Annotated in this window: 19 protein-coding genes; 12 read left to right on the forward strand and 7 right to left on the reverse strand. The window is 66.7% G+C overall.

From position 1 onward, the window contains the following. Nucleotide 1: 1 nt before the first annotated feature. Together ACIBCN_RS35245 and ACIBCN_RS35250 are read right to left on the reverse strand one after the other, a co-directional pair. The gene (locus tag ACIBCN_RS35245) at nt 2-268 is read right to left on the reverse strand and encodes a hypothetical protein (protein WP_396996095.1); all 267 of its coding nucleotides are present in this window, start codon (nt 266-268) and stop codon (nt 2-4) included. After that, complete coding sequence (locus tag ACIBCN_RS35250) at nt 265-3,408, reverse strand: hypothetical protein (RefSeq protein WP_396996097.1); 3,144 nt, start codon at nt 3,406-3,408, stop codon at nt 265-267. Before ACIBCN_RS35250 ends, ACIBCN_RS35245 begins: the two co-directional genes overlap by 4 nt. Nucleotides 3,409-4,004: 596 nt before the next feature. On the opposite strand from ACIBCN_RS35250, the gene ACIBCN_RS35255 reads away from it, so the two are divergent. Beyond that, nucleotides 4,005-4,247: a lipase family protein gene (locus tag ACIBCN_RS35255; RefSeq protein WP_396996354.1), complete on the forward strand. Its 243-nt coding sequence runs from the start codon at nt 4,005-4,007 to the stop codon at nt 4,245-4,247. Here the strand turns inward: ACIBCN_RS35255 and ACIBCN_RS35260 are convergent. The 4 genes from ACIBCN_RS35260 to ACIBCN_RS35275 form a co-directional block, all read right to left on the reverse strand. Then, nucleotides 4,194-10,460: an amino acid adenylation domain-containing protein gene (locus ACIBCN_RS35260; RefSeq protein WP_396996099.1), complete on the reverse strand. Its 6,267-nt coding sequence runs from the start codon at nt 10,458-10,460 to the stop codon at nt 4,194-4,196. The genes ACIBCN_RS35255 and ACIBCN_RS35260 overlap by 54 nt on opposite strands. A gap of 170 nt (nt 10,461-10,630) precedes the next feature. Next, nucleotides 10,631-11,503 carry a PaaX family transcriptional regulator C-terminal domain-containing protein gene (locus ACIBCN_RS35265; RefSeq protein ID WP_396996100.1) on the reverse strand — a complete coding sequence of 291 codons (873 nt, stop codon included), beginning with the start codon at nt 11,501-11,503 and terminating at the stop codon, nt 10,631-10,633. After that, the gene (locus tag ACIBCN_RS35270; RefSeq protein WP_396996102.1) at nt 11,503-12,735 is read right to left on the reverse strand and encodes a kynureninase; all 1,233 of its coding nucleotides are present in this window, start codon (nt 12,733-12,735) and stop codon (nt 11,503-11,505) included. Before ACIBCN_RS35270 ends, ACIBCN_RS35265 begins: the two co-directional genes overlap by 1 nt. A 4-nt stretch (nt 12,736-12,739) precedes the next feature. Beyond that, nucleotides 12,740-13,594 carry a tryptophan 2,3-dioxygenase gene (locus tag ACIBCN_RS35275; protein WP_396996103.1) on the reverse strand — a complete coding sequence of 285 codons (855 nt, stop codon included), beginning with the start codon at nt 13,592-13,594 and terminating at the stop codon, nt 12,740-12,742. A gap of 79 nt (nt 13,595-13,673) precedes the next feature. On the opposite strand from ACIBCN_RS35275, the gene ACIBCN_RS35280 reads away from it, so the two are divergent. Continuing rightward, a complete protein-coding gene (locus ACIBCN_RS35280; RefSeq protein WP_396996105.1) occupies nt 13,674-13,808 on the forward strand; it encodes a hypothetical protein in 135 nt (44 codons plus the stop codon). On the opposite strand, the gene ACIBCN_RS35285 is transcribed toward ACIBCN_RS35280, so the two are convergent. Beyond that, the gene (locus tag ACIBCN_RS35285) at nt 13,795-14,220 is read right to left on the reverse strand and encodes a nitroreductase family deazaflavin-dependent oxidoreductase (RefSeq protein WP_396996106.1); all 426 of its coding nucleotides are present in this window, start codon (nt 14,218-14,220) and stop codon (nt 13,795-13,797) included. The genes ACIBCN_RS35280 and ACIBCN_RS35285 overlap by 14 nt on opposite strands. Nucleotides 14,221-14,460: 240 nt before the next feature. Between ACIBCN_RS35285 and ACIBCN_RS35290 the strand changes: the two genes are divergently transcribed. The 10 genes from ACIBCN_RS35290 to ACIBCN_RS35335 all read left to right on the forward strand — a co-directional run bounded on the left by ACIBCN_RS35290 (nt 14,461) and on the right by ACIBCN_RS35335 (nt 24,502). Then, a complete protein-coding gene (locus ACIBCN_RS35290) occupies nt 14,461-15,570 on the forward strand; it encodes a TerD family protein (RefSeq protein WP_396996107.1) in 1,110 nt (369 codons plus the stop codon). Nucleotides 15,571-15,679: 109 nt separating this feature from the next. Continuing rightward, complete coding sequence (locus ACIBCN_RS35295; RefSeq protein WP_396996108.1) at nt 15,680-16,957, forward strand: transcriptional regulator; 1,278 nt, start codon at nt 15,680-15,682, stop codon at nt 16,955-16,957. An 81-nt stretch (nt 16,958-17,038) separates the two neighbouring features. Beyond that, on the forward strand, nt 17,039-18,562 hold the full coding sequence (adh, locus tag ACIBCN_RS35300; protein ID WP_396996109.1) for an aldehyde dehydrogenase: 1,524 nt from the start codon (nt 17,039-17,041) through the stop codon (nt 18,560-18,562). 37 nt (nt 18,563-18,599) lie between these two features. Continuing rightward, a complete protein-coding gene (locus tag ACIBCN_RS35305; protein WP_396996110.1) occupies nt 18,600-19,139 on the forward strand; it encodes a DUF779 domain-containing protein in 540 nt (179 codons plus the stop codon). Nucleotides 19,140-19,281: 142 nt separating this feature from the next. Then, entirely contained in the window at nt 19,282-19,905 is a 624-nt protein-coding gene (locus ACIBCN_RS35310) for a TetR family transcriptional regulator (RefSeq protein WP_396996111.1), read from the forward strand. Between the two features lie 23 nt (nt 19,906-19,928). Next, entirely contained in the window at nt 19,929-20,594 is a 666-nt protein-coding gene (locus ACIBCN_RS35315) for a VC0807 family protein (protein WP_396996112.1), read from the forward strand. A 126-nt stretch (nt 20,595-20,720) separates the two neighbouring features. Then, nucleotides 20,721-22,337 (forward strand): hypothetical protein, encoded by a 1,617-nt coding sequence (locus ACIBCN_RS35320; RefSeq protein WP_396996355.1) that lies wholly within the window; start codon nt 20,721-20,723, stop codon nt 22,335-22,337. Then, complete coding sequence (locus ACIBCN_RS35325; protein WP_396996113.1) at nt 22,334-22,759, forward strand: FixH family protein; 426 nt, start codon at nt 22,334-22,336, stop codon at nt 22,757-22,759. Before ACIBCN_RS35320 ends, ACIBCN_RS35325 begins: the two co-directional genes overlap by 4 nt. Nucleotides 22,760-22,814: 55 nt before the next feature. After that, a complete protein-coding gene (locus ACIBCN_RS35330; RefSeq protein WP_396996115.1) occupies nt 22,815-23,960 on the forward strand; it encodes a hypothetical protein in 1,146 nt (381 codons plus the stop codon). After that, nucleotides 23,957-24,502 (forward strand): hypothetical protein, encoded by a 546-nt coding sequence (locus tag ACIBCN_RS35335; RefSeq protein ID WP_396996116.1) that lies wholly within the window; start codon nt 23,957-23,959, stop codon nt 24,500-24,502. Before ACIBCN_RS35330 ends, ACIBCN_RS35335 begins: the two co-directional genes overlap by 4 nt. The last annotated feature ends 11 nt before the right edge of the window (nt 24,503-24,513 follow it).

Raw genomic sequence — 24,513 nt, forward strand, 5'->3', positions numbered from 1 at the left:
GTCAGCTCTCCTCCTGTCGAGGTAAGAAGGAGGGCACGTCTATTCCATTGGAGCCGTCGAGTTGACCGGCGAAGGCCGCGTGTGCCGCCTCGATTAGCGAGAGCGGAATAGGTGGGATTGCCCCGGCAATTGCCTCCAAAGCCTCAGTAGTCTCACCGTCGAGACCGGTGTGGTTACTCATGGCTTGGCCGGCGATGGTACGAGCCAGCCAAGTGTCGAACACTGCGCGCAGGTCTTCAGTGTCGGGGTCGGGACTTGTTTCGGTCATGGGTGTCTCCTGGACTCTATGAGCAGTCTGTGTAGCACTTTGGCTGGCTCGGAAGCATTGGGGCCGTTCATCTCTACATCAGCGAACGCTTCCGCGAGCGCCTCGGGCCCGATCAGCTTATCGGAACCTTTCCGGAAGCTGTATGAGCTCAGTTTTCTGATCCACTCTCGGTATTCGACATCCTGGCCATAAGGATCTTTTGAGATGGCAACGTTCTGAACAAAATAGTCTTGCAATGCCTGTGAAATTCCGCTTCTCGCACGATGGCTGCCTTGATTATCGAGCACATGTCCGAGCTCATGGAGAGTCGTAATATAATACGGACGCAACTCGTCACCGGGCAGATTCCATCCTGTCGACGGATCCCCCAGGACCATGCGTAGGGGCACGATCACCTTTGGTAAGTTCAAAGTCAGCGATACTGTGATCACTCTTCCATCGGTATACCTCCGCGTTCTAGTTAACGCATATTCCGTCGATCTCGGCCCCTCGTCGGCAACGCCGACAATCTTCGGCAACTCGATATCGGGATATCGAGCGACGACGTCATCTATGGCGCGCGCCATCTCAGCCAACGGCTCGACCGGCAAGCCTGGATCTTTCAACCCGTAAACAGCGACTCCGTGCCGATCGAACAGATAAGCTTCGACCTCCGCGGGTGTGGTGGCGTCATCGATGTGGTTCGGCGGCGGGAGGCTCGTCCGTTGCCAACGTTGCGGCCGGTTCGGCAGACCTTCCGAGCCCTGCTCAGCGTCTCCTCCGGAGCCGGTCCTGGCGCTGGACTCCACGCGGCCGTCGTTGCTGCTATCAACAGATCGCACCGATAACTGTCCAAGGTCCCCTGCTTCGGTGCCGATGACAGGTGGACGTCCAGCATTGTGCCCAGGCTCTTCGATGTGCAGGCTCGAGTTGAGTTCAGTCGGTGTTTTCTCGGGTTGTGAAGCGTTCTCGTCTTCCTCCTTCTTTTGTTTGCCGAAGGTTGTTTGGGCGTCGTCGCGGGTGGTGCTGCGGGTGGGTCGGCCGCCGCTGAAGGGTGGTGGTTTCGGGTTTGCCCAGCCACCGCGGCGTCCGCCGTAGACCGAGGCCAGGTCCATGCCGATGCGGACGGCTGCGTCGAGCCATTCTTCTTTTGGCAGGGCTGGTAGTGGTGAGACGTAGTGGCTGCCGCCGTTGTTGTCGATGATGACCAGGCGGCCGTCTTCGAGTTCGAACAGGGCGGCGGCGGGCACTCCGGCGGGGACTGGGAGTTGTGTGCTGGGGATGGGGAACGCGGCGGTGATGACGCTTTGTGGCCCGATCTGGCGGTCGTCGACGTAGATCCCGTTGCTGCCGCTGGGGCGGAGCCCGTTGGTGGGATCGATGATCTGTTTCTGGTCGGGGCTGAAGGGGACTTTGTGGCCGTTGACGTTGAAATACCATGTGCCGTCGGGGCCTTGGTAGCTGTTGGTGTCTCTGTTGTCCCAGGGCATCAGGATGCTGCGTTGCAGTGGTGTGGGGGCTGGGGTGTCGGGGGTGGCGTCGGCCCAGTGATATTTGCCGTTGATGTCGCGGATGAACAGGCGCCCGTTGTGGGCGTAGAGGGCTTCGCCGGGGACACCCGCGGGCAGCGGGAGGGGTTCGAGGGCGGTGGTCCAGCCGTTGGGCTCGATGAACCCGATCTTGCCGTCGCGATCGGGCAAGCTCAGGGAGTCCAGGGGTGAGCGGTCGAGGTGCGGCGGGTCGCTTATTTCCTTGCCCGGACCGATGGTGACCGAGTGCCCGGCGCCGAGGGGATAGTTCTTGTTGCCGTCGGAACCCTCACGGTAGTGGGCGATTTCGCGGCCCTGGGCGTCGATGACGCGGACGTCGACCCATGGCCGGTCTGCGGCGTCGGAACCGCCACGAGGAGTCCGGATCTCGGTGGAACCATTGGAGCGCGCAAGGATTTCGGGCGATCGAGCGGTGGTGGTGTCGGCGGGGGTCGACAACGCTGATTCGATGCCTTCACGCCACGGGGATTGCCGGGCCTCCGGGGCGAGGCCTTGCGGGGTTTGGGGTGGGGGTTGTATCCATTGTCCGGAGATCGGGTCGAACATCTCGTTGGCGTGCACGCACAGCGGCGCGGGGGCGATGCCCTCGGAGTCGACCGGGGTCCGGGTCCCGTCGGGATCGATGACCACAGCATTGCCGTCGGAGCTGAATACGATGTGCGACAGCCCTTTCGGTCCTTGAACCGGTAGGACCAGATCATCACTGCCGTCGGGGCCGGTCACCAATTCGATCGGGCGTGGCCCCGGAACCGGCCCGTCGTGCGGTACCGTTTCCGACCCAGGTGCCGCTGGGGACGTGGTGGCGGGTGTGTGCTCGAAGGTGAACATCCCCGACATCGTCTGCTCTACCAAGGCCTTAGACCCTGGCGTCAACTCGTCATAGGCCTGTTGAGTCGACTCCGGTGCAGACCTTGGTGCCGGCTCGGGCTCGGATTGGCGGGAACCGTCGAAGTTGTAGAACTGTTGCAGGACCGGGTTGAGCCGCACTACATCCGGATCGAGTCGCTCCGGCAGTGGCTCACGTGTCTCTGCCACCTTCGACGGGTCGGCCGATGCGTCGGTTGGTGTGTCGCGACCTGGCTGGGTCGGCGATACCGGCGCGGTCGGGGCCTGGGTGGGTTTCGGTGCCGTGGCGGGGGAGCCGGTTTTCGATGGATCCGGCACCACAGCGGCCGGTGTAGCTGGCGGAACGTAATAGTCATTCGGGTTGCGGACCGTGTCCTTGCCCGCCGCGTCGGTCGAGGGCCGGGAGTAGCCGTTCTCGTCCAAGTTCGTATACGCCCCCGGCTCGGCAACGAACGCGTTCCCTGGCAACACCACATCCGGCACTGTCTTAGCCGCCGGTGACAGTACCGTGGTCAAGCCTGGCAACGCCGAATCACCGGAATGCGTTGCAATAGGGCGTAACTCGGCAGGATCGAGGGTCAGCCCACGACGCGTCTCGATCCGTTCGACCATCCGCGCCGCCGAGGCCGGGGCCATCCCGTGGAAGTTATGGACTTTGCCACCACGACCACTGTGAGCACTATCGATCTGAGCGCCTGCCAGCGGTCCAGGCGTGAACACCGGAATGAGCGACGCGATCTCCTCCGGCAAATCCTGCCCACTCACGCCAGACCACCAACGCGCAGACCTGTCAGTGGGCACACGCCTGTTCTGGAAGCTGCGACGGTCGATTCGGCGCACACGCCGCCAGTTGGCGCGCCTATGTTCAGATGAACCTGCCAGTGCGACAACGAAATAGTCTCAATGAGTGCGGGAATCGACATGGTGAGGACACCTCAGATCGGATGCGGTCGAGACGACGGCAAATGCGAGAAGAACTGGAGAAATCGGGCCCGCGCGCTGGTGAACCCGGGAATATGCGCACCGCAGAAGTGTTGCTAGTTCGGCGATCAGCGCCAGAGCTACGATCTCCACCTCACTTGGAGTGAAGGGATTCGTCGTAATCTTCGGCCAGGGCCGTACCCATCAACGACGGAAGCCCTGATCCATACGGATCAGGGCTTCAAGAGAACTATCGTCAAAGTTATTGGGGGGAGCGGATTTCCCGAAAGCTAACTATGCCGACACAGCGGTGGCACTGCAAATACCTTCACTTAAGGGAGATCGTTTGTCAACCACTGTAGCCAGATCCATCGCTGACGTGCTTCGACCCTTGCGCGTTTCTCGACCCCGACCTCCAAAACGTCCTGCACCGAGACAGTCTGGGTTACGCGGACACCCCGGATGTCCCGGTGGCCATGTGGCACTCCACGACTGACCCGATCATTCCCATCGCCGCGATCGAGCCCGTCGTGCAGCGCTACTGCGCCGCGGGCGCGAACCTTCGCTTGTTCAGAGTTCCAGCAACGGAACACATTTCGGCGGAACTGGTCGGTTACGAACCGCCGCTGCTATGGCTGACCGCCGTCCTCGCCGGCACCGATCCCGGACCCGCCACCTGCTGAGTACGTGTCGCCGGGGCGTAGTATCGCGCCAGGGGTTGGGCCGGACGGCAGGAAGCCGGAGGTGATGAACTCCCGGATGTAGGCGTCGAGTGCGGCTTCGGTGATCGGCGGGCAGTCGATGCCGGTGTCGGCGAGGGCTTTTCGGGTGTGTGCGTCGCTCCAGTCGAGGTTCGCGAGACCTAGGTAGTCGGCGCTCAGCAGGGCGGCGCGGACGAGGGAATCGTCGCCGATGGCGTTGCGCCGGTGGGATTCTTCGGCGAGGGCGGCGCGCACGGTGTCCAGCGGGGCGATGGTCACGGGGAGGCCGTGGTAGCGCAGGCGCGTGAAGATGTCGCCGACCGTCACCGGGGTCTTGTTGACCAGGTGGTAGACGGATTGCGCCCGGGGCCGGGTGGCGAGTTCGACGATGGCGCGGACCACGTAGGTCACCGGGACGAGGGAGACGGTCGCGTCGCCGACGTCCGGTGCCAGGCCGAGGATCGCGGCGGCGCGGATCATGTTCCAGAACGAATCGTCGGCGCTGTTCACGCCGGCTTTCGGGTCGCCGCAGATGGTTCCGGGGCGGTAGATGCCGATCGGGATGCCGCGCTCGCCCGCCTGCCGGACCAATTCCTCGGCGGCCCATTTCGACGTGACGTAGCCGTTCTCGGACAGCTGGTCGGCACGGAGCCGCACGTCCTCCTCGATGACGCCCGGCGCCGACCTGGTGGCGACGGTGGTGCCGAGGGTGGAGACGAAATGCACGGGCTTGAGCCTGCGGGTGGTCGCGAGCCGGAGCACGTCTCGGGTGCCCTCGACGTTGGCCGTGCGTAGCCGTGCGTATGGGTCGATGTGGTTGACGCGGGCCCCGTTGTGCACGATGACGTCGACACTGTCGGCGAGGCGCTCGTAGTCGGCGTCGGCGAGGCCTAGCCGTGGCGCGGCGAGATCGCCTGGGATGGCGACGATTCGAGCCGCGGTGCTGTCGTTCCACAGCTTGTAGCGGTGCAGCGCCCGCCGAATCCGGTCGGCACCTTGCTCGGCGGTGTCGGCGCGAACCAGGCACACGACCTGTGCGTCGGTGCGGTCCAGCAGTTCTCGGAGCAGGTGGGCACCGAGGAAGCCGGTCGCGCCGGTCAGCAGCACTTCCTGTGGTAGCCCGCGGTACCCGGGCAGGCAGCCGCGGCCATCGATGTCGATGTCGAGCACGGCGTCCGCCGCGGGGGTCACCGCTCGGGCCTGTTCCGCCGTTCCGGTGAGCTGCGCGGCGAGGCCACGCACGGTCGGGGTGGTGAGCAGCGCCGACATCGGTACGTCGAGGTCGAGGGTGGCCGAAAGCCGTTGATGCAGCGTGAAAGCCATCAGCGACGATCCGCCGAGCTCGAAGAAGTCGTCGGTCACCCCGATCGGCGACACGTCGAGGACCTCGGCGAATACTTCGGCGATGGCTATCTCGAGCGCGGACGAGGGGGCGATGCCGTTCCGCGAAGCGAACACCGGCTGGGGGAGTGCCGCCCGGTCGAGTTTGCCGCTGGTGTTGACCGGCAGCGCCTCGAGAAACAACACCGCCGACGGCACCATGTAGGCAGGCAACACGCGAGATATCGACTGGCGCACGGTATTCGGGTCCACAGCCGCGCCGGGCGCCGCGACGACGTAGCCGACGAGGCGGTCGCCGGCTTCGGACGGTTTCACCGCGACCGCCGCCTGTGCGACGGCGGGATCGGCGAGCAGCGCGGTTTCGATATCGCCGAGCTCGATGCGGTGACCGCGAACCTTGACCTGGAAGTCGCTGCGCCCGAGGTACTCCAGGGTGCCGCGCGCGTTCCAGCGCACCAGATCCCCGGTGCGATACATCCGTGCGCCGCGGTCGGCGGGATTCGCGACGAAGCGCCCGGCGGTCAGCCCGGCGGCGCCGTGGTAGCCGCGCGCGAGTTGGACGCCGGCCAAATACAGTTCACCGACCGCGCCCACCGGCACCGGCCGCAGCCGGGCGTCGAGGACGAAAGCCCGCGAATTCCATTCCGGTACACCGATCGGCACCGTGGCCGCCGGATCGGCCGGTTCGACGCGGTGCTCGGTGATGCTGACGGCGGCCTCCGTCGGGCCGTACAGGTTGTGCACCTCGGCGGGGCTGATCGTGGCGAGCGCCCGCGCCGTCTCCGGCGCGAGTGCCTCGCCGATGACGAAAACGGAGCGCAACGAAGAGACTTCGGCGGCGGTCGCGTGGCCGGTGAAGGTCGTCAGCATGGTCGGCACGAAATCGGTGAGCGTGACCCGGTGCGTGGCGATCAGCCCGCACAGTGCCGCCGGATCCCGGTGGTCGTCCGGACCGGCGAGCACCATTCGCGCGCCCGCGCGCAGCGGCAGGAAGTACCCCCACAGCGACACATCGAAGGTCGCGGGCGTCTTCTGCAGATAGCTGTCGGCGGCCTCGATGCCGTATCGGTGCTGCATCCAGGCGAGCTGGTTGACGATCGCCTCATGGCTGACCACAACACCTTTCGGGCGGCCGGTCGAGCCCGAGGTGTAGATAACGTAGGCGGGATGGTCGCCGCGCAGCGGCAGACGCCGCTCGTCCTGGAGCACGGGCGCGGCGTCCAGTCGCATCAGATCGAGAGTATCGACGGCATGCGCGGCGGTAACCGTGAAGGTGTCCCCGCTGGTGGTCAACACACACTGCGGCGCTGCGGAATCCAGCACGTAGCCGATGCGTTCAGCGGGATGGTCCGGATCGATGGGCACCCAGGCGCCGCCCGCTTCGGCGATCGCGCACAACGCGACGACCTGATCGATGGACCGGCGCATGGCCACCGCCACGACCGTCTCCGGACCGACACCCTGCCCGATCAGCCACCGCGCCAACCGGTTACATCTGTCCCGCAGCTGCGCATAGGTCAGTGTCGCCGCGCCGAAGACCAACGCGACGGCATCCGGCGCGGCCGCCGCGTTGCGTTGCAGTGCCGCGCCGAGGGTTTCGGGCGCGACCGCGTGATCGGCCCCGGCCGACCAGGATTCGATCCGTCGCCGCTCGTCGGGGTGCACCATATCGATGTCGCCCACCGCGCCGACCGGATCGGCGGCCACCTGGTGCAGCACGCGGATGTAAGCGTCGAGGAACCGCAGCACCGTCGGCTCGTCGAAAAGGTCGGTGGCATAACTGAATCGGATGATGATCTGGCCCGGCGCGCCGTCGGCGCCGTGCTCGTCCACCACCGCGATGTGCAGATCGGTCTTCGCCGTCCGTGTGTCGATGTCCAGCCCGGAGAACGTCAGGCCGGGCAGCTCGAGGCTCGCCTTTCCGAAGTTCTGGAACGCGAAACCGACCTGATACAGCGGATGCCGACCCGGTGACCGCACCGGGTTGACCGCGTCGACGACATGCTCGAACGGCACCTCGGAATGGGCGAAGTTCACCAGATCCCGCTCGCGGGTCCGGTCGAGCAGCGCGGCGAAGCTCTCGCCGAGGTCGACCCGGGTCCGCGACACCGTCGTATTGACGAACATGCCGACCAGGTCATCGAGGGCGGCCTCGGCACGGTTGGTCATCGGCACGCCGATCGCGACATCGGCGCAGCCGGACAACCGGGCGAGCAGGACCGCCAAGGCCGACCGCATCACCATGAACAGCGTGGCCCTGTGCTCGCGTGCGACGGCGAGCAACGCGCGGTGCAGCGTGGCGGGCACCGGCCGCTGCGTGGCCGCGCCGCGCAACGACGCGATGCCCGGTCGCGGTCGATCGGTCGGCAGGTCGAGCTCGTCCGGCAGCCCGGCCAGTTCCGTGGTCCAGTACGAAAGCTGCTGGGAAAGAATCGAATCCGGATCTTCGCGCGAGCCGAGCAACTCCTGCTGCCACAGGGCGTAGTCGGCGTACTGGATGTCCAGCGGCCGCCACGCCGGGGCGGCTCCCGCGGACCGTGCGGTGTAGGCGACGGCGATATCGCGGGCCAGCGGCGCCAGCGAGGAACCGTCGGCGCAGATGTGGTGCACCGCGCACACCAGTACGTATTCGCTGGGTGTCCGCAGTAGCCGAACCCGCAGCGGCACTTCGGTCGAGACATCGAAACCATGCCACAGGATGGCGCGGATACGCTCGGCCACCGCGTCGGGAGCGGCCGTCATCAGCTCTTCGACGGCGAAATCGGCGACGACACTTGCTGTTTCGATGGCCTCCTGTCGTGGACCTGCGGCGTCGGCGGGATACCTCGTGCGCAGAATCTCGTGGCGTGCAACGGTGTCGGTGAATGCCGCGCGCAAGACGTCGACATCGAGATCCCCGGCCATGTTCAAGGCGAAGCCGATATTGTCCACCGACGAATCCGGGTCGAACTGATTGCGCAGCCAGAACCGCAGCTGCGACGGTGACAGCGGCACCCGTTCCGGCCGTGGCCGGGCCAGCAGTGCCGGTCGGCCCTTGTCGAACCGCTGCGCCTGAACAGCTTTCGCCAACGCGGCGACCGTCGGGTAGTCGAACAACAGCCGAGTCGGGATCTGTGCCTGCCACGTCTCGCTCAGCCGTGCGGCCACCTGGGTGGCGAGCAGCGAATTACCGCCCGAGGCAAAGAAATCGGAATCCGCGCCCAGCTGCTGCTGACCGAGCACCCGTGCGAACACCTCGGCGATCAACTCCTCGCCGGGGCCGGACAGCGACCGGCAGGCGAGCTGCTCGACCGCGCGGACCCGCAATGCCGCCCGATCGGCCTTTCCAGTGGGAGTCAGGGGAATTCGATCGAGCACGGTGATCGTCGCGGGCAGCATGTACTGCGGCAGCTGCCGGGCCATCGCGTTCGCCAGCTCGGCGGCATCGAGGGTGCCGCCCGGCTCGGGCTGGACGTAAGCCGCCAACGCGGTCTCGCCCGCCGGGATCTTCCGGTCGACGGCGACCGCCGAGCGCACCCCCGGTTGCCGGGCCAGCACCGATTCGATCTCACCGAGCTCGATCCGGAAGCCGCGGACCTTGACCTGATCGTCGGTGCGGCCCAGGTATTCGAGGTCGCCGTCGGTGCCGCGGCGCACGATGTCACCGGTGCGATACATCCGAGTGCCGGGCGCGCCGTGCGGGTCGGCCAGGAAACGCTGCGCGGTCAGGCCGCATCGCGCGTGGTAGCCGCGGGCCAGACCGGGGCCGGAGACATACAGCTCACCCGCGGTGCCGACGCCGACCGGGCGTAGCCGCTTGTCGAGCACCCGGCAGTGCATGCCCGACAGCGCCGATCCGATGGTCACCGGCCGGTCCGGTGACAACGGGGAACTGATCGCCACCATGATGGTGGTCTCGGTCGGGCCGTAGCCGTTGAAGAATCGGCGACCCGGCACCGCCCAGCGGCGCACCAGTGGCGCGGGGCAGGTTTCGCCGCCGACGATGACCACGCGCAGCAGGTCGAGGCCGGTCGGCTCGAGCGAGGCCAGCGCCGACGGCGTCAGAAAGGCATGACTGATCTCGTGTTTCGCGATCACGCCGGCCAGGTCGGCACCGCCGTAGACCGTCGGCGGCGCGATCACCATGGTCGCGGCCGAGCCGATGGCGAGCAGCAGCTCGAGCACCGAGGCGTCGAAGCTCGGCGACGCGAAATGCAGTGTGCGCGCGGCCGGAGTCAGCGTGTACCTCGCGATCTGTTCGGCGCAGAACGCGGCGAGACCGGCGTGGGTCACCGCGACACCCTTGGGGCGGCCCGTCGATCCGGAGGTATAGATCACGTACGCCGCGTTCGAAATACGCAGCAGCGCAGGACGATCGAGATAGGAGATGGGAGTCGCCGACTCCGTCGACATCGTTGCGACGAACGCCGGGTCATCGATCGCCAGCCAGCGCACGTCGCCGGGCAGTGTCGGTGCGTATTCGCTGTTGGTCAACCCGATGCCCGCAGCACAGTCGGTGACCTGGAACTGGATGCGGTTGCCCGGCAGGCCCGGATCGATCGGCACGAACGCGGCGCCCGCCTTCACGACGGCCCACACTGCGAGCACGGAGTCGATCGACCGTGGCAGTGCCACCACGACCATGGTCTCCGGCCCGACCCCCCTCGTGAGCAAGGTGCGCGCCAATTGTGAAGAGCGCGCGTCGAGTTGGCGGTAGGTGATCGAGTTGTCGCCGCAGAGCGCGGCGACCCCGTCGGGATTGCGCTCCACCGCCGAGGCGAGTAGCGCGGCGAGCGTGGGTGAGTGCGACGCCGAAGTTCGGCGGGAACGCGCACGACGAGCGGACGAGGGGGTCCGCTGGATACCACTGGTCAAGCTCTGGTCCCGCCATCCGAAGTGATAAAGGGGCCTGATGGTACAACGCCGCCGTGGGGTTCACCACCGATGTGTATACAGCACTGCGCGCACGTGCTCAGCCCGGTCGCTCGGCGCGGAGGCACACATTACGGCAGTGGGTGCCAAGAGATTTCGAATTCAGCGGAATGTCATTCTACGTTTATCGGTGTCTCCGCGACGCTCGACCGCACCCAACGGCGGCTCGGTTCCAGGCACCGTCGTTGCGCGTCGGCGAACAGCCGCAAGCTGTCGAGCCCGGGCCAGTCGGCGGGCAGCATCTCCTCAGGGAGGCCGGGGTCGAGATAGGGGATGATGCGCCACTCGTCGAGCAGCGGCACGAAACGGTCGAATGCCTGTCGGTCGGTGGGTTTTTCGAGCGTGAGGATGTCGCGATGGTGTTCGAAGAACGCGCGGTGCCGATCGGCTAGGGCACCCAGATCCCACCATTGCGCCGCGGCTGCGCGCAGGGTGCCGGGAACCATAACTGCCGTTGCGCGAAAAGACGTCACGTACTCGTCGAGTTCCAGTGCCGAAACGATCGCCGCCGCCTCCGCCGCCAGATACTCCGGGCAGATCCACAGGCCCGCGGAGACCGTGCCGCAGCCGATCGAGGACAGCCTGCGCCGCAGCTGATGTCGGGCGGCGCGCTGGGATTCGGGAATGCCGAACGAGATGAGCTGCCAGGCATCGCCGTCGGCCATCTGCCGGAAGCCGAAGATGCGCGGGTCGCCACGCGAGTACATCGCCTCCGCAGCATCGGTGACGCGGTATCCGCTGCGCCCGCCCCGGGATTCGGCGCCGAGCACGCCCTTGCTCTTCAGCCGCGCTACCGCCGTCCGGGTGCTCTGCTCCGGCACGCCGAGCCCGGCCAGCAATCCGCCGAAGTCGGCGATGGCGATCCAGCCGCCCAGGTCGCGGACGTAGGCGCCGAGCACGGTCCGGGCGAGCGAGGTCACGCTGCCCGGCCGTGAATCGATATCGTCGAGGACGGCCCCCGCGAGATCAGCGCGCGGTGAGCTCATCACGTAGTGAGCTCATCACGAATTGCCGCCACCCCGGCGAGCACCTCGGCATAGGTGGTGCTGAGCGGGCTCAGGCCGATCCGAATGCCTTGCGGCGGACGGAAATCGGGGATGACACCGCGTTGCCAGAGTCGCGCGGTGATCTCCTTGAACCGGGGGTGGTCGATCGTCACGTGGCCACCACGGCGGGCCGAGTCGGTGGGCGACGATATCGCGACATCGAGCGGCAGCAGCCAGCTCCGCACCACTTCGAGCGCGAATTCGGTGAGCGCGACCGACTTCGCGCGCACGGCCGCCATGCCTGCCTCCTCGATCAGGTCGAGGGTGTCCTGGATCGGGAGCATGCCGATGATCGCGGGCGTTCCGCTGATCACCCGGCGGATCCCCTGCGCCGGAAGGTATCCCTGTGCCATCTCGAACGGGCTTTCGCGTCCCATCCAGCCCCAGATCGGCTGCGTGAAATCGGCGAGGTGCTCGGCGCGCACGTAGCCGAACGCGGGTGCGCCGGGACCGCCGTTGAGATACTTGTAGGTGCAGCCGACGGCGAAATCGACCGCCCAGGAATCGAGTTCGATCTCCACCGCGCCCGCCGAGTGGCACAGGTCGAGCAGCAGCATGGCGCCGGCGTCGTGTGTGGCGGCGCAGATGGCCTGCGCGTCGAGCAGGTATCCGGACCGGTAGGCGACGTGGCTCAGCACCACCAGCGCGGTGCGTTCGGAGACGGCCTCGGCCACGTCCCGCGCGGTGACGCCGCCGGTGAACTCCGGTTCGATCCAGCGCAGCGTCATGTCGTGCTCGGTGGCGATCGCTTCCAGCAGGTAGCGGTCGGTGGGGAAGTTGTCGCGGTCGAGCACGATCTCGGTGCGCCCAGGCCGCAGCGCGAGGGCGCCGCGGGCGATCTTGTACAGCAGCACCGTGGTCGAGTCGCCGATCGTGGTCTGACCGGCGGCGGCGCCGAGTATCGCCGCACCGATCCGGTCGCCGATGGTCAGCGGCAGGTCGAACCACTGTTCGTCCCAGCCGCGGATGAGCCGGCCGCCCCAGGTGTCGGTGACGAAGGCGGCGAGACGTTCGGCCGTCGCCCGGGTGGGGCGGCCGAGTGAGTTGCCGTCGAGGTAGGCGACGATCTCCGGGTCGTCGCTGCCGAGGAAGCGGCTCGGGTAGTCGCGCAACGGATCGGATTCGTCGAGAGTCTTTGCGCGGGTGGCGAAGTCGAGCGATTCGGTAGTCATGTCGTCAGCGTCCGATCTCCGTGCGCACGGCGAACAGTTCGGGGAAGAAGGTGAGGTCGAGCGCGCGCTGCAGGAAGCCGACCCCGCTGGATCCGCCGGTGCCGCGCTTCATGCCGATGGTGCGCAGCACCGTGCGCAGGTGCCGGAACCGCCACAGCTGGAAGTTCTCCTCGAGGTCGACCAGCTCTTCGAACGTCTCGTAGATCGACCAATGTTCTTGCGGTGCTTCGTAAATGGACTTCACCAGGGGGAGTAGCTCCGGTTCGAAGACGTAGGCCTTCGTCACGTCCCGATCCAGCGTCGACCGCGGCACGTCGAGTCCGGTGCGCGCGACGTAGTGCCAGAACGCGTCGTAAAGACTCGGTTCGTGCAGCAGGGTATGCAATTCCTTGTGCGCGACCGGATCGGCTTCGAAGACCTTCAGCATCGAGGCGTTCTTGTTGCCGAGAATGAACTCCACGGCACGGTACTGGTACGACTGAAAGCCAGACGAGTTGCCGAGGTCCGCGCGGAACTGGGCGTACTCGGTGGGTGTCAGCGTCGCGAGCACCGACCACTGCTCGGTGAGCGTCTTCTGGATGTGTTTCACCCGCGCAATGCCTTTGAGTGCCACGCCGACGTCGTCGGCCTCGAAAGCGGCACGCGCCGCCCGCGTTTCGTGCAGTACCAGTTTGAGCCAGAGCTCGGTGGTCTGGTGCTGGATGATGAACAGCAACTCGTCGTGATGCTCCGGCTTGCTGACCGGATGCTGCGCGCTGAGCAGAGTGTCCAGGTCGAGATAGCCGCCATAGCTCACACGCGAGCTGAAGTCGGTGACGATGTCGTGTTCGAGTGCGCGGGTGTTGTGCTCGACGGTCATGCCAATTCCCCATCAGTAGGGTGCTGCCTTCACCCCACGGTATGACACAAACGTGACGAACGCCAGACAAGTGTCATAGATGAGCAACTGGCGCATCCCCGGCGGGAGTCTGGTCACCGGGATTCGCGGCACCACGATCCTTCCCGGCGCGACATCAGCGACCCGGGTCGGCGCGGCCATGCCGACCCGGGTGTGCGGGCTCAGCGGGCGGTGAGCGCGAAAATGGGGATGGTTCGGTCGGTCTTGGCCCGGTAATCCGCATATGCGGCATACATGGCGTCGAGCTCGGCCCACGCGGCGTCCCGCTCGGCGAGGGGGATCTCGGTGGCGGTGACCGGGATCGTCTTCTTGCCGATCTCGACTTCCGCCTCGGGATTGGCGCGCAGGTTCAACACCCACGCGGGATGCGTCGCCGCACCGCGATACGATCCGGCGACCAGGTAGCGATCACCGTCCTGCCGGTACAGCAGTGGTGAGGTGCGCCGCTGGCCCGATTTGCGGCCGACCGTGTTGAGCAACAGGATCGGCGCCTGCCCCATCTTGCCGCCGAGCTTCCCGCCGCTGACTCGATAGAGGGATGTGTTGAGACCCACAAGGATTCGTTCGATCTGACGCTGAATCGACATGGCCCCAGCTTAGGTCGATCTTCGAAGCGCGGCGTTCGGGCGGATCGTGACAGGAAACTGCCAAGAACTCGCCACACGCCGCGAGGGACCATCCACACCATTACGGCGGTGAATGGCGGGCATATCGGCGTGCGACCGCGGCTGGGGCGCAGAATTGCGCTTTAACGAGGCATATTCACCTACATAATCGACGCCGCGCCGTTCCGGACATTTCGGGAATGGTTTTGTAGGGTGTGGTGAATGACCGTGCGACTGGCTCGGGGGCAAGTAAATGTGCTCGAAGCCGAGCACATCATTGTTTCGGTCCGGCACAACGCCGCCGTCGACCTGTCCGCGTTGCTGCTCACCGCCGACGGCATGGTGCGAGTCGACGCGGATCTCGTCTTCTACAACCAGCCACTCGGCGAAGGCGTCCGACTGATGCCGGGGGAGCCCGGCCGACCGAGCGCCTTGGCGATCGACCTGCGCGCGATTCCCGGCGAGATCGACCATGTCCGAGTCGTCGTCGCACTCGACGACCAGCAGGACAGCCTGAGCGAATACCCCGCCCCTGAGCTGCTGATCGATGACGCGGCCGGAAACCGACTGTGCGAGTATGTCATCGACGATCTGGGACCCGAGTCGACGGTCGTCGCACTGGACGTGGATCGCGGCCCCGACTGGCACCTGCGCCCCCTCGGGCACGGCTACCACAGCGGTTTCGCCGCCCTGCTCACCGCACACGGCGTCGCGGTGGGGCGCACCCCGAAACCGCCGATGCCACTGCCCGCGCCGCCCGATCCCGGCCTGCTCGGTGCCAGTCAAGAATTGGCACTGCGTAAACCGGGCGGCGCCGAATTGTCGCACGTGAAAATGGCGTTGGGCTGGGACCCGGTCCGGGAACCCGGCCGATTCGGGCTCCGCGAAGCCGATATCGATCTCGACGCCTCCGCCTTGGTCTTTTCCGGCCGCGAACTCATGGACGCCGCTTTCTATGGTCAATTATCGTCCAAAGACGGCTCGGTCCGTCACCAAGGCGACAATCTCACCGGCGCGGGCAAAGGCGACAACGAGATGATCGACGTCGACCTCACCCTGCTGTCCGCCGAAGCGTCGACGGTCGTTTTCGTCGTCACCTCCTACGCCGGACACACCTTCGAACGCGTCCGCAACGCATTCTGGCGTCTGGTCGACGCCAACACCGACATCGAACTCGTCGGCGGCAACCTCCGCGTCGGCGGCAGGCACACCGGCATGGTGGTCGCCAAGGTGCAACGCGAGGCGGACATCTGGAAGTTCCACGCCGTCGGCGCGCCCATCCAAGCCGGCCACCCGGTCGAAGCCGCCGAACAGGTCACCCCCTACCTCTGAGCACTGCGGTCGCTCGGAAAGACCACCGCGCGCGGGCTCGGTCGGTAGCGTCAAGGGCGGGCCCGTCGGCGCATTGATCGGGGCGGATTTGCCGAGGAGGATGGAAGGCGTGGCCGGCGGTGCGGATATTCGGGCGAATCCCTGGGTAGCGCTGCGTCCGGACGAGGATGCCGAGCAGGTGGGCACGGATGTGTCGGCGGCGCACGAATCGTTCGTCGAGCGCGGTGAGGCGCCGGCGTCGGTGCGCCGGGTGGTCGAGGCGTCCTGGGTGCGCAGCCGCGGCAACGGCATCGATCCGGATCGGCAGATCGGCCGGACCGCCATGACCGGAACGGAATTGGAGCGCTATCGGCGCGCGCATCCGATGGCCTCGGTGCGCCCGGTCGTGCAGACCCTGCTGGTCGAGGATGCCAGGGACACCGGACTGCTGATCGCGATGAGCGACGCGCACGGCCGATTGCTGTGGGTGGAGGGCGATTCGGCGGCCAAGGATCGGGCCGCGAGCATGAACTTCGTCGACGGCGCGGACTGGAGCGAGGCCGCGGTCGGCACCAACGCGCCAGGAACGGCACTGGCACTTGATCATTGCGTGCAGATCTTCGGTGCCGAGCACTACAGCAGGCTGGTTCATCCGTGGAGCTGCGCGGCGGGGCCGGTGCACGATCCGGCGACCGGCCGGATACTCGGCGCGATCGATATCACGGGCGGTCCGCGCGTCGCGGCACCGGAAGTGCTGTCCCTGATCAGGGCGACCGTTGCCGTCGCGGAGTCCGAACTCCGGGCACACCCGGTCTCCATTCGCACGGCACCGCGGGCGGAGCTGCTGGGAGCGCAGCCCGCGCTGCTGTTCGGCAATGAGCGAATCGCCTTGTCGCGCAGGCATTCGGAGATACTGCTGCTGCTGCTGGAACATCCGGAGGGGCTCGCGACCGAGCACATCGCGGTACTGCTGGACGAACGAGACCTCGACGCCGTCACCGTGCGCGCCGAAATCTCGCGCCTGCGCAGGATTCTCGGCGGCAACGCGCTGGGCTCGCGCCCCTATCGGCTACTGACGGAACTGGATTCGGATGTGGGCGAGTTGCGGCGCAGCCTGCGCCGCGGCGACATCGGCGCGGCCGTCGCGCGATACCGCGGCCCATTGCTGCCTGCCTCACGGGCGCCCGGCGTCGGCCGGGCCCGCGAATCGCTCCGGGCCCGGATGCGGGCCGCCGTCCTCACTTCCAGAGACCCGGCGATCCTCGGCTGGTGGATCTCCTCGGTCGACGGGCGCGAGGACCGCGGCGCGTGGTCGGCCTATCTGGCCTCACTCGACCGGGATTCGTCCCTGTATGCCCAAGTAGCGGCGCAGATCGGCATGCTGGATCGCGAACTCGGCGGCCGGTGACCTGTTTCCAACGATGATGCAACGTTGGCGTCATAGTGTCGTGGATCACAGTGCAAACCGCCGTGACCGCTAGGAGTTTCGATGACCGTATACGCCCGTCCCGGTTCGCCGGAGTGCCCGACGAGCTTCCAGCCCCGCTACGACAACTGGATCGGCGGCCAGTGGGTTGCGCCGGTCAAGGGTCAGTACTTCGAGAACCCGACCCCGGTCACCGGTGAAACATTCTGCGAGATAGCGCGTTCCACCGCCGAGGACATCGAGCTCGCGCTCGACGCCGCGCACGCCGCGGCGCCGGCCTGGGGCAAGACCTCGCCCGCCGAGCGCGCGGTGATCCTGAACAAGATCGCGGACCGGATCGAGGAGAACCTCGAGGCCATCGCGGTGGCCGAAACGTGGGACAACGGCAAGCCGATCCGGGAGGCGCTGGCCGCCGACATCCCGCTCGCCGTCGACCACTTCCGCTACTTCGCCGGAGCCATTCGCGCGCAAGAGGGTTCGCTGTCGGAGATCGACGACGACACCGTGGCCTACCACTTCCACGAGCCGCTCGGCGTGGTCGGGCAGATCATTCCGTGGAACTTCCCGATCCTGATGGCGACCTGGAAGCTGGCCCCCGCGCTGGCCGCGGGCAATGCCGTGGTGTTGAAGCCCGCCGAGCAGACGCCCGCCTCGATCCTGTTCCTGTGGAGCATCATCGGCGACCTGCTGCCGCCCGGCGTGGTCAATATCGTCAACGGCTTCGGCGTCGAGGCGGGCAAGCCGCTGGCGTCGAGCAACCGCATCGCCAAGATCGCGTTCACCGGTGAGACGACCACCGGCAGGCTGATCATGCAGTACGCGTCGCAGAACCTGATCCCGGTGACCCTGGAACTGGGCGGCAAGAGCCCGAACATCTTCTTCTCCGACGTGATGAGCGCCGACGACGACTTCCTGGACAAGGCCCTGGAAGGCTTCACCATGTTCGCGCTCAACCAGGGTGAGGTGTGCACCTGCCCGTCGCGCTCGCTCATCCAGGCCGACATCTTCGACCGCTTCCTCGACCTGGCCGCCCTGCGGACAAAGGCGGTGCGCCAAGGTGATCCGCTCGACTCCGAGACCATGATCGGCGCGCAGGCGTCCAACGATCAGCTCGAAAAGGTGTTGTCCTACATCGAGATCGGCAAGGGCGAGGGCGCGCAGCTGGTGACCGGCGGCGAGCGCGCGATGCTCGGCGGCGACCTGAACGGCGGCTACTACGTGCAGCCGACCATCTTCACCGGCCGCAACGCGATGCGGATCTTCCAGGAGGAGATCTTCGGCCCGGTGGTCTCGGTGACCTCGTTCACCGATTACGACGACGCCATCTCGATCGCCAACGACACCCTGTACGGCCTCGGCGCCGGCGTGTGGTCGCGCGACGGCGGCAGGGCCTATCGCGCGGGTCGCGACATCCAGGCCGGGCGGGTGTGGACCAACACCTACCACCAGTACCCGGCGCACGCGGCGTTCGGCGGCTACAAGCAGTCCGGCATCGGCAGGGAGAACCACAAGATGATGCTGGACCACTACCAGCAGACCAAGAACCTGCTGGTCAGCTACGCACCGAAGGCCATGGGATTCTTCTGATGCCGAGCAGCATGCCGAGGCGGGAACGGGCGTCACGATGAGTGCCGCCCCGCCCCGTTTGGTCGCGACCGTGGGGGCGGCGGCACTGTTGCGCCGCCTTCGCGACGTGCACGGTGCGCTGATGATGCACCAGTCCGGCGGCTGCTGCGACGGATCGTCGCCGATGTGTTATCCGTTGGGGGAGTTCATCGTCGGCGACCGGGACGTCCTGCTCGGCATCCTCGATCTGCGCCTCGCGGTGGGGGAGGTACCGGCGAGCCTGCCGTCCGCCGACCTCGACGCCGTGCCGGTGTGGATCTCCGGATCCCAGTTCCAAGCCTGGAAACACACTCAACTCGTCCTCGATGTGGTGCCGGGGCGCGGTGGTGGTTTCAGCCTGGAAGCCCCCGAGGGCTGGCGATTCCTCAGCCGCGCAAGAGCTTTCACCGACGCGGAGAACGAGGCACTCGCCCTGGCACCGCCGGTGGTCGGGACCGACTATGCGGAGGGGGTCCGTCCGCCGGTCCCGGATGCCGGTCAGGTGGTGGCGGAGGCAGTGGACGCCTGCCCGGTACCCGCGCCACCGCCCGTGCGGTGAGTCCGGGAGAACGCCGCCGTAGGCGTTGACAGCCTGATGGCACAAGTCGTGGTCCACGTGCAGCGGTGTGACCACGACTTGCCATGTTGCTTGCCTGAATTAATTCTTGCTCGCTTGAGCAAACCGAGCTACAGTTTTGCTCATGCAAGCAAAAGATGGCTCTGGTAAGCAATCCGGGCGTACGTTCACCGAGGCGGCTCGGCGCGCGCAGATCGTGGAAGCCGCGATCGAGGTCATCGCCGAGCACGGCTTGCCGAACGCCTCGTTCGCGAAGATCGCGCAGGAGGCGGGGCTCAGTAGCACGGGCATGATCTCTTACCACTTTCGCGGCAAGAACGATCTCATTCGTGAGGTGGCCGACGAAATCGTGCGGGTGAGCTCGGAATTTGTGGTGTCCAAGCTTCGGCGCGAGGCCGGCTTCACGGCCCCCCTGCGCGCGTACTTCGCCGCCAACCTCGCGTTGCTCGACGAGTACCCCACGCACCAGCGTGCGCTCACCAGCATCGTCGCCAACGCCCGTCCCGACGACCCGCAGACGTTGGGCTTGATCGAGAAGGTCACCGAAATCGCCCGCAGCCAGGAGGAGTGGCTTCGAGAGGGGCAGCGGGCCGGGGAGTTTCGTGCCTTCGACCCCGCGATCATGGCGCTCGCCATTCGGTCCGCCAGGGACGCGGCCGTCGCCCGCGCCGCGGACGATCCCGACTTCGACGCGGCGGCCTGTGCCCGCGAACTAGCCGATCTCTTCGAACGCGCTACCCGTAAATAATCGTGATCAACACCGGAGTCGAAATGAACGCACCGCAGGCCCTCACCACCGAACGCACGCCGGAGCAGAAACGCGCCGCGCTCCGCCGCCACCTCGTACGCCAGCTGATCGTAGAGTTGGTGATCCCGCTCGGCGGCTACTACGCCTTACGCGCGGCCGGGGTGAACCCATGGCTGGCGCTGATCGCGCCGTCGCTGCTCATCGCGGGAATCGTTGCCTACCACGCGATCCGCGAGCGCCGCGTCGAGGCATTCGCGCTGTTCACCCTGACGCTCATCGTGGCGGGCACGGTGATGACGCTGGTCACCGGCGACCCGCGCACGATCCTGGTGCGCGACAGCTGGATCTTCGGCGTGCTGGGCCTGTGGATGCTTGGCTCCCTGCTGACCCAGCGTCCGTTCATGCGCACGGCTTCCCGCGCCATCGTCACGGCGAAGATCGGCGAGGAGGGTTATCGCGAATGGGATGCCCGCTGGGACAACGACTCCCGATTCCGCAGCCACCTACGGATATTGACCGGCGTCTGGGGGACCGCCTTCACGCTGGATGCCGTGGTGCGGGTCGTCCTCGCCTACACTCTGCCGATCGACTCGATACCGCTGGTCAGCACCCTGCAATGGCTGGTCGTCCTCGCCATTGTGATCGTCTTCCACAACTACTACATCACCAAACATGGACTGAAGGTCTGAGTTCGGCGCTGTTGGAACAGATTCGGACAGGGCATTCTCCGGGACATCCCCCACTGTGGCATCACTCCAGCGGGGGAGGGGAGATCAACTCTGGAGGTGATGAACTCATGGGATCAGTTCCTTACGATGGCGGGCGTGCCTGTCTCCCGCGCTGCTCGCTGTCACGTCCTGCTCGTCGCGGGGCTGTGGATTCTGCTCGCGACGGTCGGCATGGCACCGGCATCGGCGGACTCCGCCGCCGCGGGCGCGGATATTTCGGTCGCGCAGTCGCTGGGCGATCGGGAACTCACGATTGTGCTGCGGCGGGTGACCAGTGTCCCCGGGCCGTTGCGCGTGGACGTAGTCACGCACGCGGGTACTGCGGCTGGACGGCTCGCGCTGGCGGTTACGCCGTGGGGAGCAGGTTCGGGGCGGCCCGCGCCGGGAGTGCCGACCGCCGAGGCGGTAGTCGAGCTCAGTGGCACGCCGGGGATGTACTCGGCCACCGTCGACGTGGATCGGCCAGGCCCGTGGGAACTCTCGATCGGTGACGGTGCGCGGGTGGCGCGGATTCCGTTCGTGGTGCCCGCGCAGGTCACCTCGCCGCCGGAGCGGCTGGTTTACCTGGGTTTCCTGGTGGCCGGTGTGCTGCTGCCGGTTTCGGTAGTGATCGCGATGCGGGCTCGGCACAGTGCGTGGGCGTTGATTCCGGCCGGTGGGATGGTGGCCGGGATTGCCGTGTCGGTGACCGCCGCGCTGCTGTCGGCGTCGTTGCCGTTGCCGCCGCAGCCGGGCAGTCAGTTGGACCCGACGGTGGACAACGTCACCGATCCGTATTCGTTGAACCAGCCATTGATTTCGGACTTCTCCAGGCCCCCTGTGCTGCTCACTGTCGCGGGTTCGGTGACTGCCGGACGGCCGGGCGATCTGGATCTCGTGCTGATCGACGCTGCTACCGGGACGGCGGTCGATGATCTGCTCGTGCACGACAGTGCGCTCATGCATCTGCTGGTGGTCGGCCCGAGCGGGGGACTGTCGCACCTGCATCCGATCCGGATCGCGCCGGGCCGGTCCCAGGTTCATCTGACGGCTCCTGAGCCCGGTCGTTATGCGCTGTCGGCCGAGTTGGCTCGGCGTGGCGGGGGTGTCCAAATGGTGCGTGCGGCAACAGGGTTCACCGCCGTGCCGAGTGATGCGAACGCCGCATCCCAGACATCCAGCGCCCCACTGCGTCTCGGTGGGGCCGATAAGGCGTCGATGGTTCTCGATGGCAACTCCATCACGGTGCGGACAACCGAAGCGGTGGTGGGAAAGCCGACGACCATCACCGCCGAGATCGGCGACACTGCCGATCTGCAACCGTGGCTCGGCATGGTCGGCCACCTGATCATGGCGGGGCCGGTGCCGGACGGAAACGCGGATATCGCCGCGGCCGTGCAGAACTCGCCCGTCTGGGGTCACGCGCACTCGATGGGGCCGACGTCGATGCCGGACATGAACGGCATGCATGACATGCCGGGAATGAGCGGCACGCATGACATGCAGGCGATGGGCGAGGCCGGTTCGGGACGCGGGGTCATGCTCATGCCGCCCGTGAATGGGGAGAGTCCACCCGACGAAACCGTGGCCGCGTTCGGACCCGACGTTCCGTTCACCTTTACCTTCCCGGTCGCGGGCCGGTACCGGCTCTGGATCCAGGTCGAACGCAACTACACACTGCTCACCGTTCCCGTGGTGCTCGATGTCGCGGCGGCGCGGCGATGAGCGTATTCACCGGTCGGCGTTCGCTTCGTATTGTCGTCGCGGTAAGCGTCGCGGTCATAGTCGCTGTCCTCGGATGGCTGTGGTGGCCGAGTCCGCACGCGCCCGTCGTGCTGAAAACCGGTACGCCCCAACACCTTGTCACCGTCAGCATCGACAGCCTGCGGCTCGGCGATACCGCCGTGGACGTCACGGTCACCGATCGCGCCGGTGCTCCGGTAGATCATGCGGCAGTGCGGGTGCAAGCGATCCAGCCGCTGATGGGCCACGCCGGAGCGCCGATCTCGGCCGCCGCCAACGGATCCGGCCGCTTCCATGCCCCGGCGGTGTCGCTGATGATGACCGGCCCCTGGGAACTGCACCTGTCCATCGACGCACACGACGGCATCGACCAAGTCACCCTGCCGGTGTGGGTCGGCGGCTGAGGCCGGGCCGCATGCACGCATCAGCACGAGTACTACAGAGGAGGGACCGCTCGTCATGAATATCTCAGCACCGTCCGGCACGCTCGACGGCAGCGGCGCGCACATCGCCGAAGCCGCGTCCGACAACAGCACCGCCGCCCGCGTCGGGGCCTGGGGCGTGCTGCTCGGCACCGCCGTCACGTTGATCGGCCTCAGCTGGGATATCCAGTGGCACAACGACGTCGGCCCCGACACCTTCTTCACGCTGCCGCACCTGTTCCTGTACTCCGGCAGCGCCCTGTCCGGATTCGCCAGCCTCGGCATGGTGCTCATCGCGACCTTCGCCCAGCGCGCCGGGCGGCCGGTGCCCGCGATGGGCGGCACACCCATCCGCGTGTTCGGCAGCAACCTCACCGCCCCGCTCGGTTACATGGTCGCCGGTGCGGGCGCCGCGCTGTTCCTGCTCTACGGCCTGCTCGATATGCAGTGGCATTCGATCTACGGCTTCGACGCGGTGCTGAACACCCCGTCGCATGTGGCGTTGTTCCTGTCGATCACGCTCACCATGATCGGCAGCATCATGGTCTTCGCGTCCCATCGCGACCATCGCTGGGGCCAGGTCGGCATCGTCCTTGCCGTCCCGATCCTGATCACCTTCGCCCCGATCCTCGCCGAGGCGTTGAACAACCTGGAACTGCCCATCAATTCGATGATCCTCGGGACCGTGTTCTTCGGGCCGATGCTGCTCGTGCTCGGGGCCGCCGTGCTGGCCCGTCCCGGTGCCGCTATCGCCGTCGCGCTTGCCCTCGGCGTGATGCAGGCGATCCTGTGGTGGTTCTCGCCGTGGGCCGCGGAGACCTACGCCTCGTCCATCGGGCTGCCGCTGCGGGACGGGCTCGGCTCGCGTCCGCCGTCGCTGCCCGCCATGATGCCGATGTTCCTGCTCCTCGCCGCCGTCGCGGTGGAGGGCCTGTTCTGGCTGGCGCGCACCCGCGGCTTCGACGCCGACAAGATCGTGCTCGCGGCCGGTCTGGTCACCGGTCTCGTTGTCGGAGTGACCTTTCCGCTGCAGTTGCTGTTCATTCACGCCTTCTCGCATCTCGCCTTCCGCGACGTCGCGCTGTCTACCCTCGTCGCGATACCGCTGGGCCTGCTCGCCGGTTTCCTCGGCGGCCGATTCACCCGCATGTTGCCCAAGCCCGCGACGGAGACCGCCCGATGACGACCCTGCGCAAACTCGCCCTCACCGTGCTGGCGACGATCACCTTGTCGCTGGTCGCCATCGCGCCGGCCTCGGCCTACGCTCCCGTCGACATCGTGCACACCGAACGAGTCCAGGTCGGCCCCTACGCCATGATCGTCGGCTTCTCCACCTGGCCTATTCGTGCGATGAAGTCGCTGGACTTCACCTTCATGCCGGAAGGTGGCATCGCCGATAAGACGGGGACGATGCGCATAGCGGGCCCCGCCTATCGGACCTGGACACGCAACGCGCCCCTCGTGCGTCATCCTCGTAAACGCGACTCCTGGGGCCTCGACATCCTGGCCATCAACGACCCGGGCAACTACAGCTTCCTCTTCACCCTCGACGGCCCCCTCGGCCACGGCGAAGGCACCTTGGAGGGCATCCACGTCCTCGACCAACCCGGCCCACCACTGCCCCTGAGCTGGACAATCGCCTCCCTGCCCCTGCTCGGCCTCATCGCCTTCCTCGCCGTCGCCTGGCGCCGCACCCGCCCCGCCCGCCTGCCGCTACCGCTCTGATCCGGCAACTC

The organism is Nocardia sp. NPDC051052, assembly GCF_044456045.1.
GTDB lineage: Bacteria > Actinomycetota > Actinomycetes > Mycobacteriales > Mycobacteriaceae > Nocardia.

Coding starts and splice junctions, on each gene's coding strand:
- ACIBCN_RS35290 (WP_396996107.1), top strand. CDS start 14,461: ATGACCGTGCGACTGGCTCGGGGGCAAGTAAATGTGCTCGAAGCCGAG.
- ACIBCN_RS35320 (WP_396996355.1), top strand. CDS start 20,721: ATGGCGGGCGTGCCTGTCTCCCGCGCTGCTCGCTGTCACGTCCTGCTC.
- ACIBCN_RS35335 (WP_396996116.1), top strand. CDS start 23,957: ATGACGACCCTGCGCAAACTCGCCCTCACCGTGCTGGCGACGATCACC.
- ACIBCN_RS35275 (WP_396996103.1), bottom strand. CDS start 13,594: ATGACCGTCGAGCACAACACCCGCGCACTCGAACACGACATCGTCACC.
- ACIBCN_RS35285 (WP_396996106.1), bottom strand. CDS start 14,220: ATGTCGATTCAGCGTCAGATCGAACGAATCCTTGTGGGTCTCAACACA.
- ACIBCN_RS35315 (WP_396996112.1), top strand. CDS start 19,929: ATGAACGCACCGCAGGCCCTCACCACCGAACGCACGCCGGAGCAGAAA.
- ACIBCN_RS35265 (WP_396996100.1), bottom strand. CDS start 11,503: ATGAGCTCACCGCGCGCTGATCTCGCGGGGGCCGTCCTCGACGATATC.
- ACIBCN_RS35270 (WP_396996102.1), bottom strand. CDS start 12,735: ATGACTACCGAATCGCTCGACTTCGCCACCCGCGCAAAGACTCTCGAC.
- ACIBCN_RS35305 (WP_396996110.1), top strand. CDS start 18,600: ATGAGTGCCGCCCCGCCCCGTTTGGTCGCGACCGTGGGGGCGGCGGCA.
- ACIBCN_RS35245 (WP_396996095.1), bottom strand. CDS start 268: ATGACCGAAACAAGTCCCGACCCCGACACTGAAGACCTGCGCGCAGTG.
- ACIBCN_RS35280 (WP_396996105.1), top strand. CDS start 13,674: ATGAGCAACTGGCGCATCCCCGGCGGGAGTCTGGTCACCGGGATTCGC.
- ACIBCN_RS35325 (WP_396996113.1), top strand. CDS start 22,334: ATGAGCGTATTCACCGGTCGGCGTTCGCTTCGTATTGTCGTCGCGGTA.
- ACIBCN_RS35310 (WP_396996111.1), top strand. CDS start 19,282: ATGCAAGCAAAAGATGGCTCTGGTAAGCAATCCGGGCGTACGTTCACC.
- adh (WP_396996109.1), top strand. CDS start 17,039: ATGACCGTATACGCCCGTCCCGGTTCGCCGGAGTGCCCGACGAGCTTC.
- ACIBCN_RS35330 (WP_396996115.1), top strand. CDS start 22,815: ATGAATATCTCAGCACCGTCCGGCACGCTCGACGGCAGCGGCGCGCAC.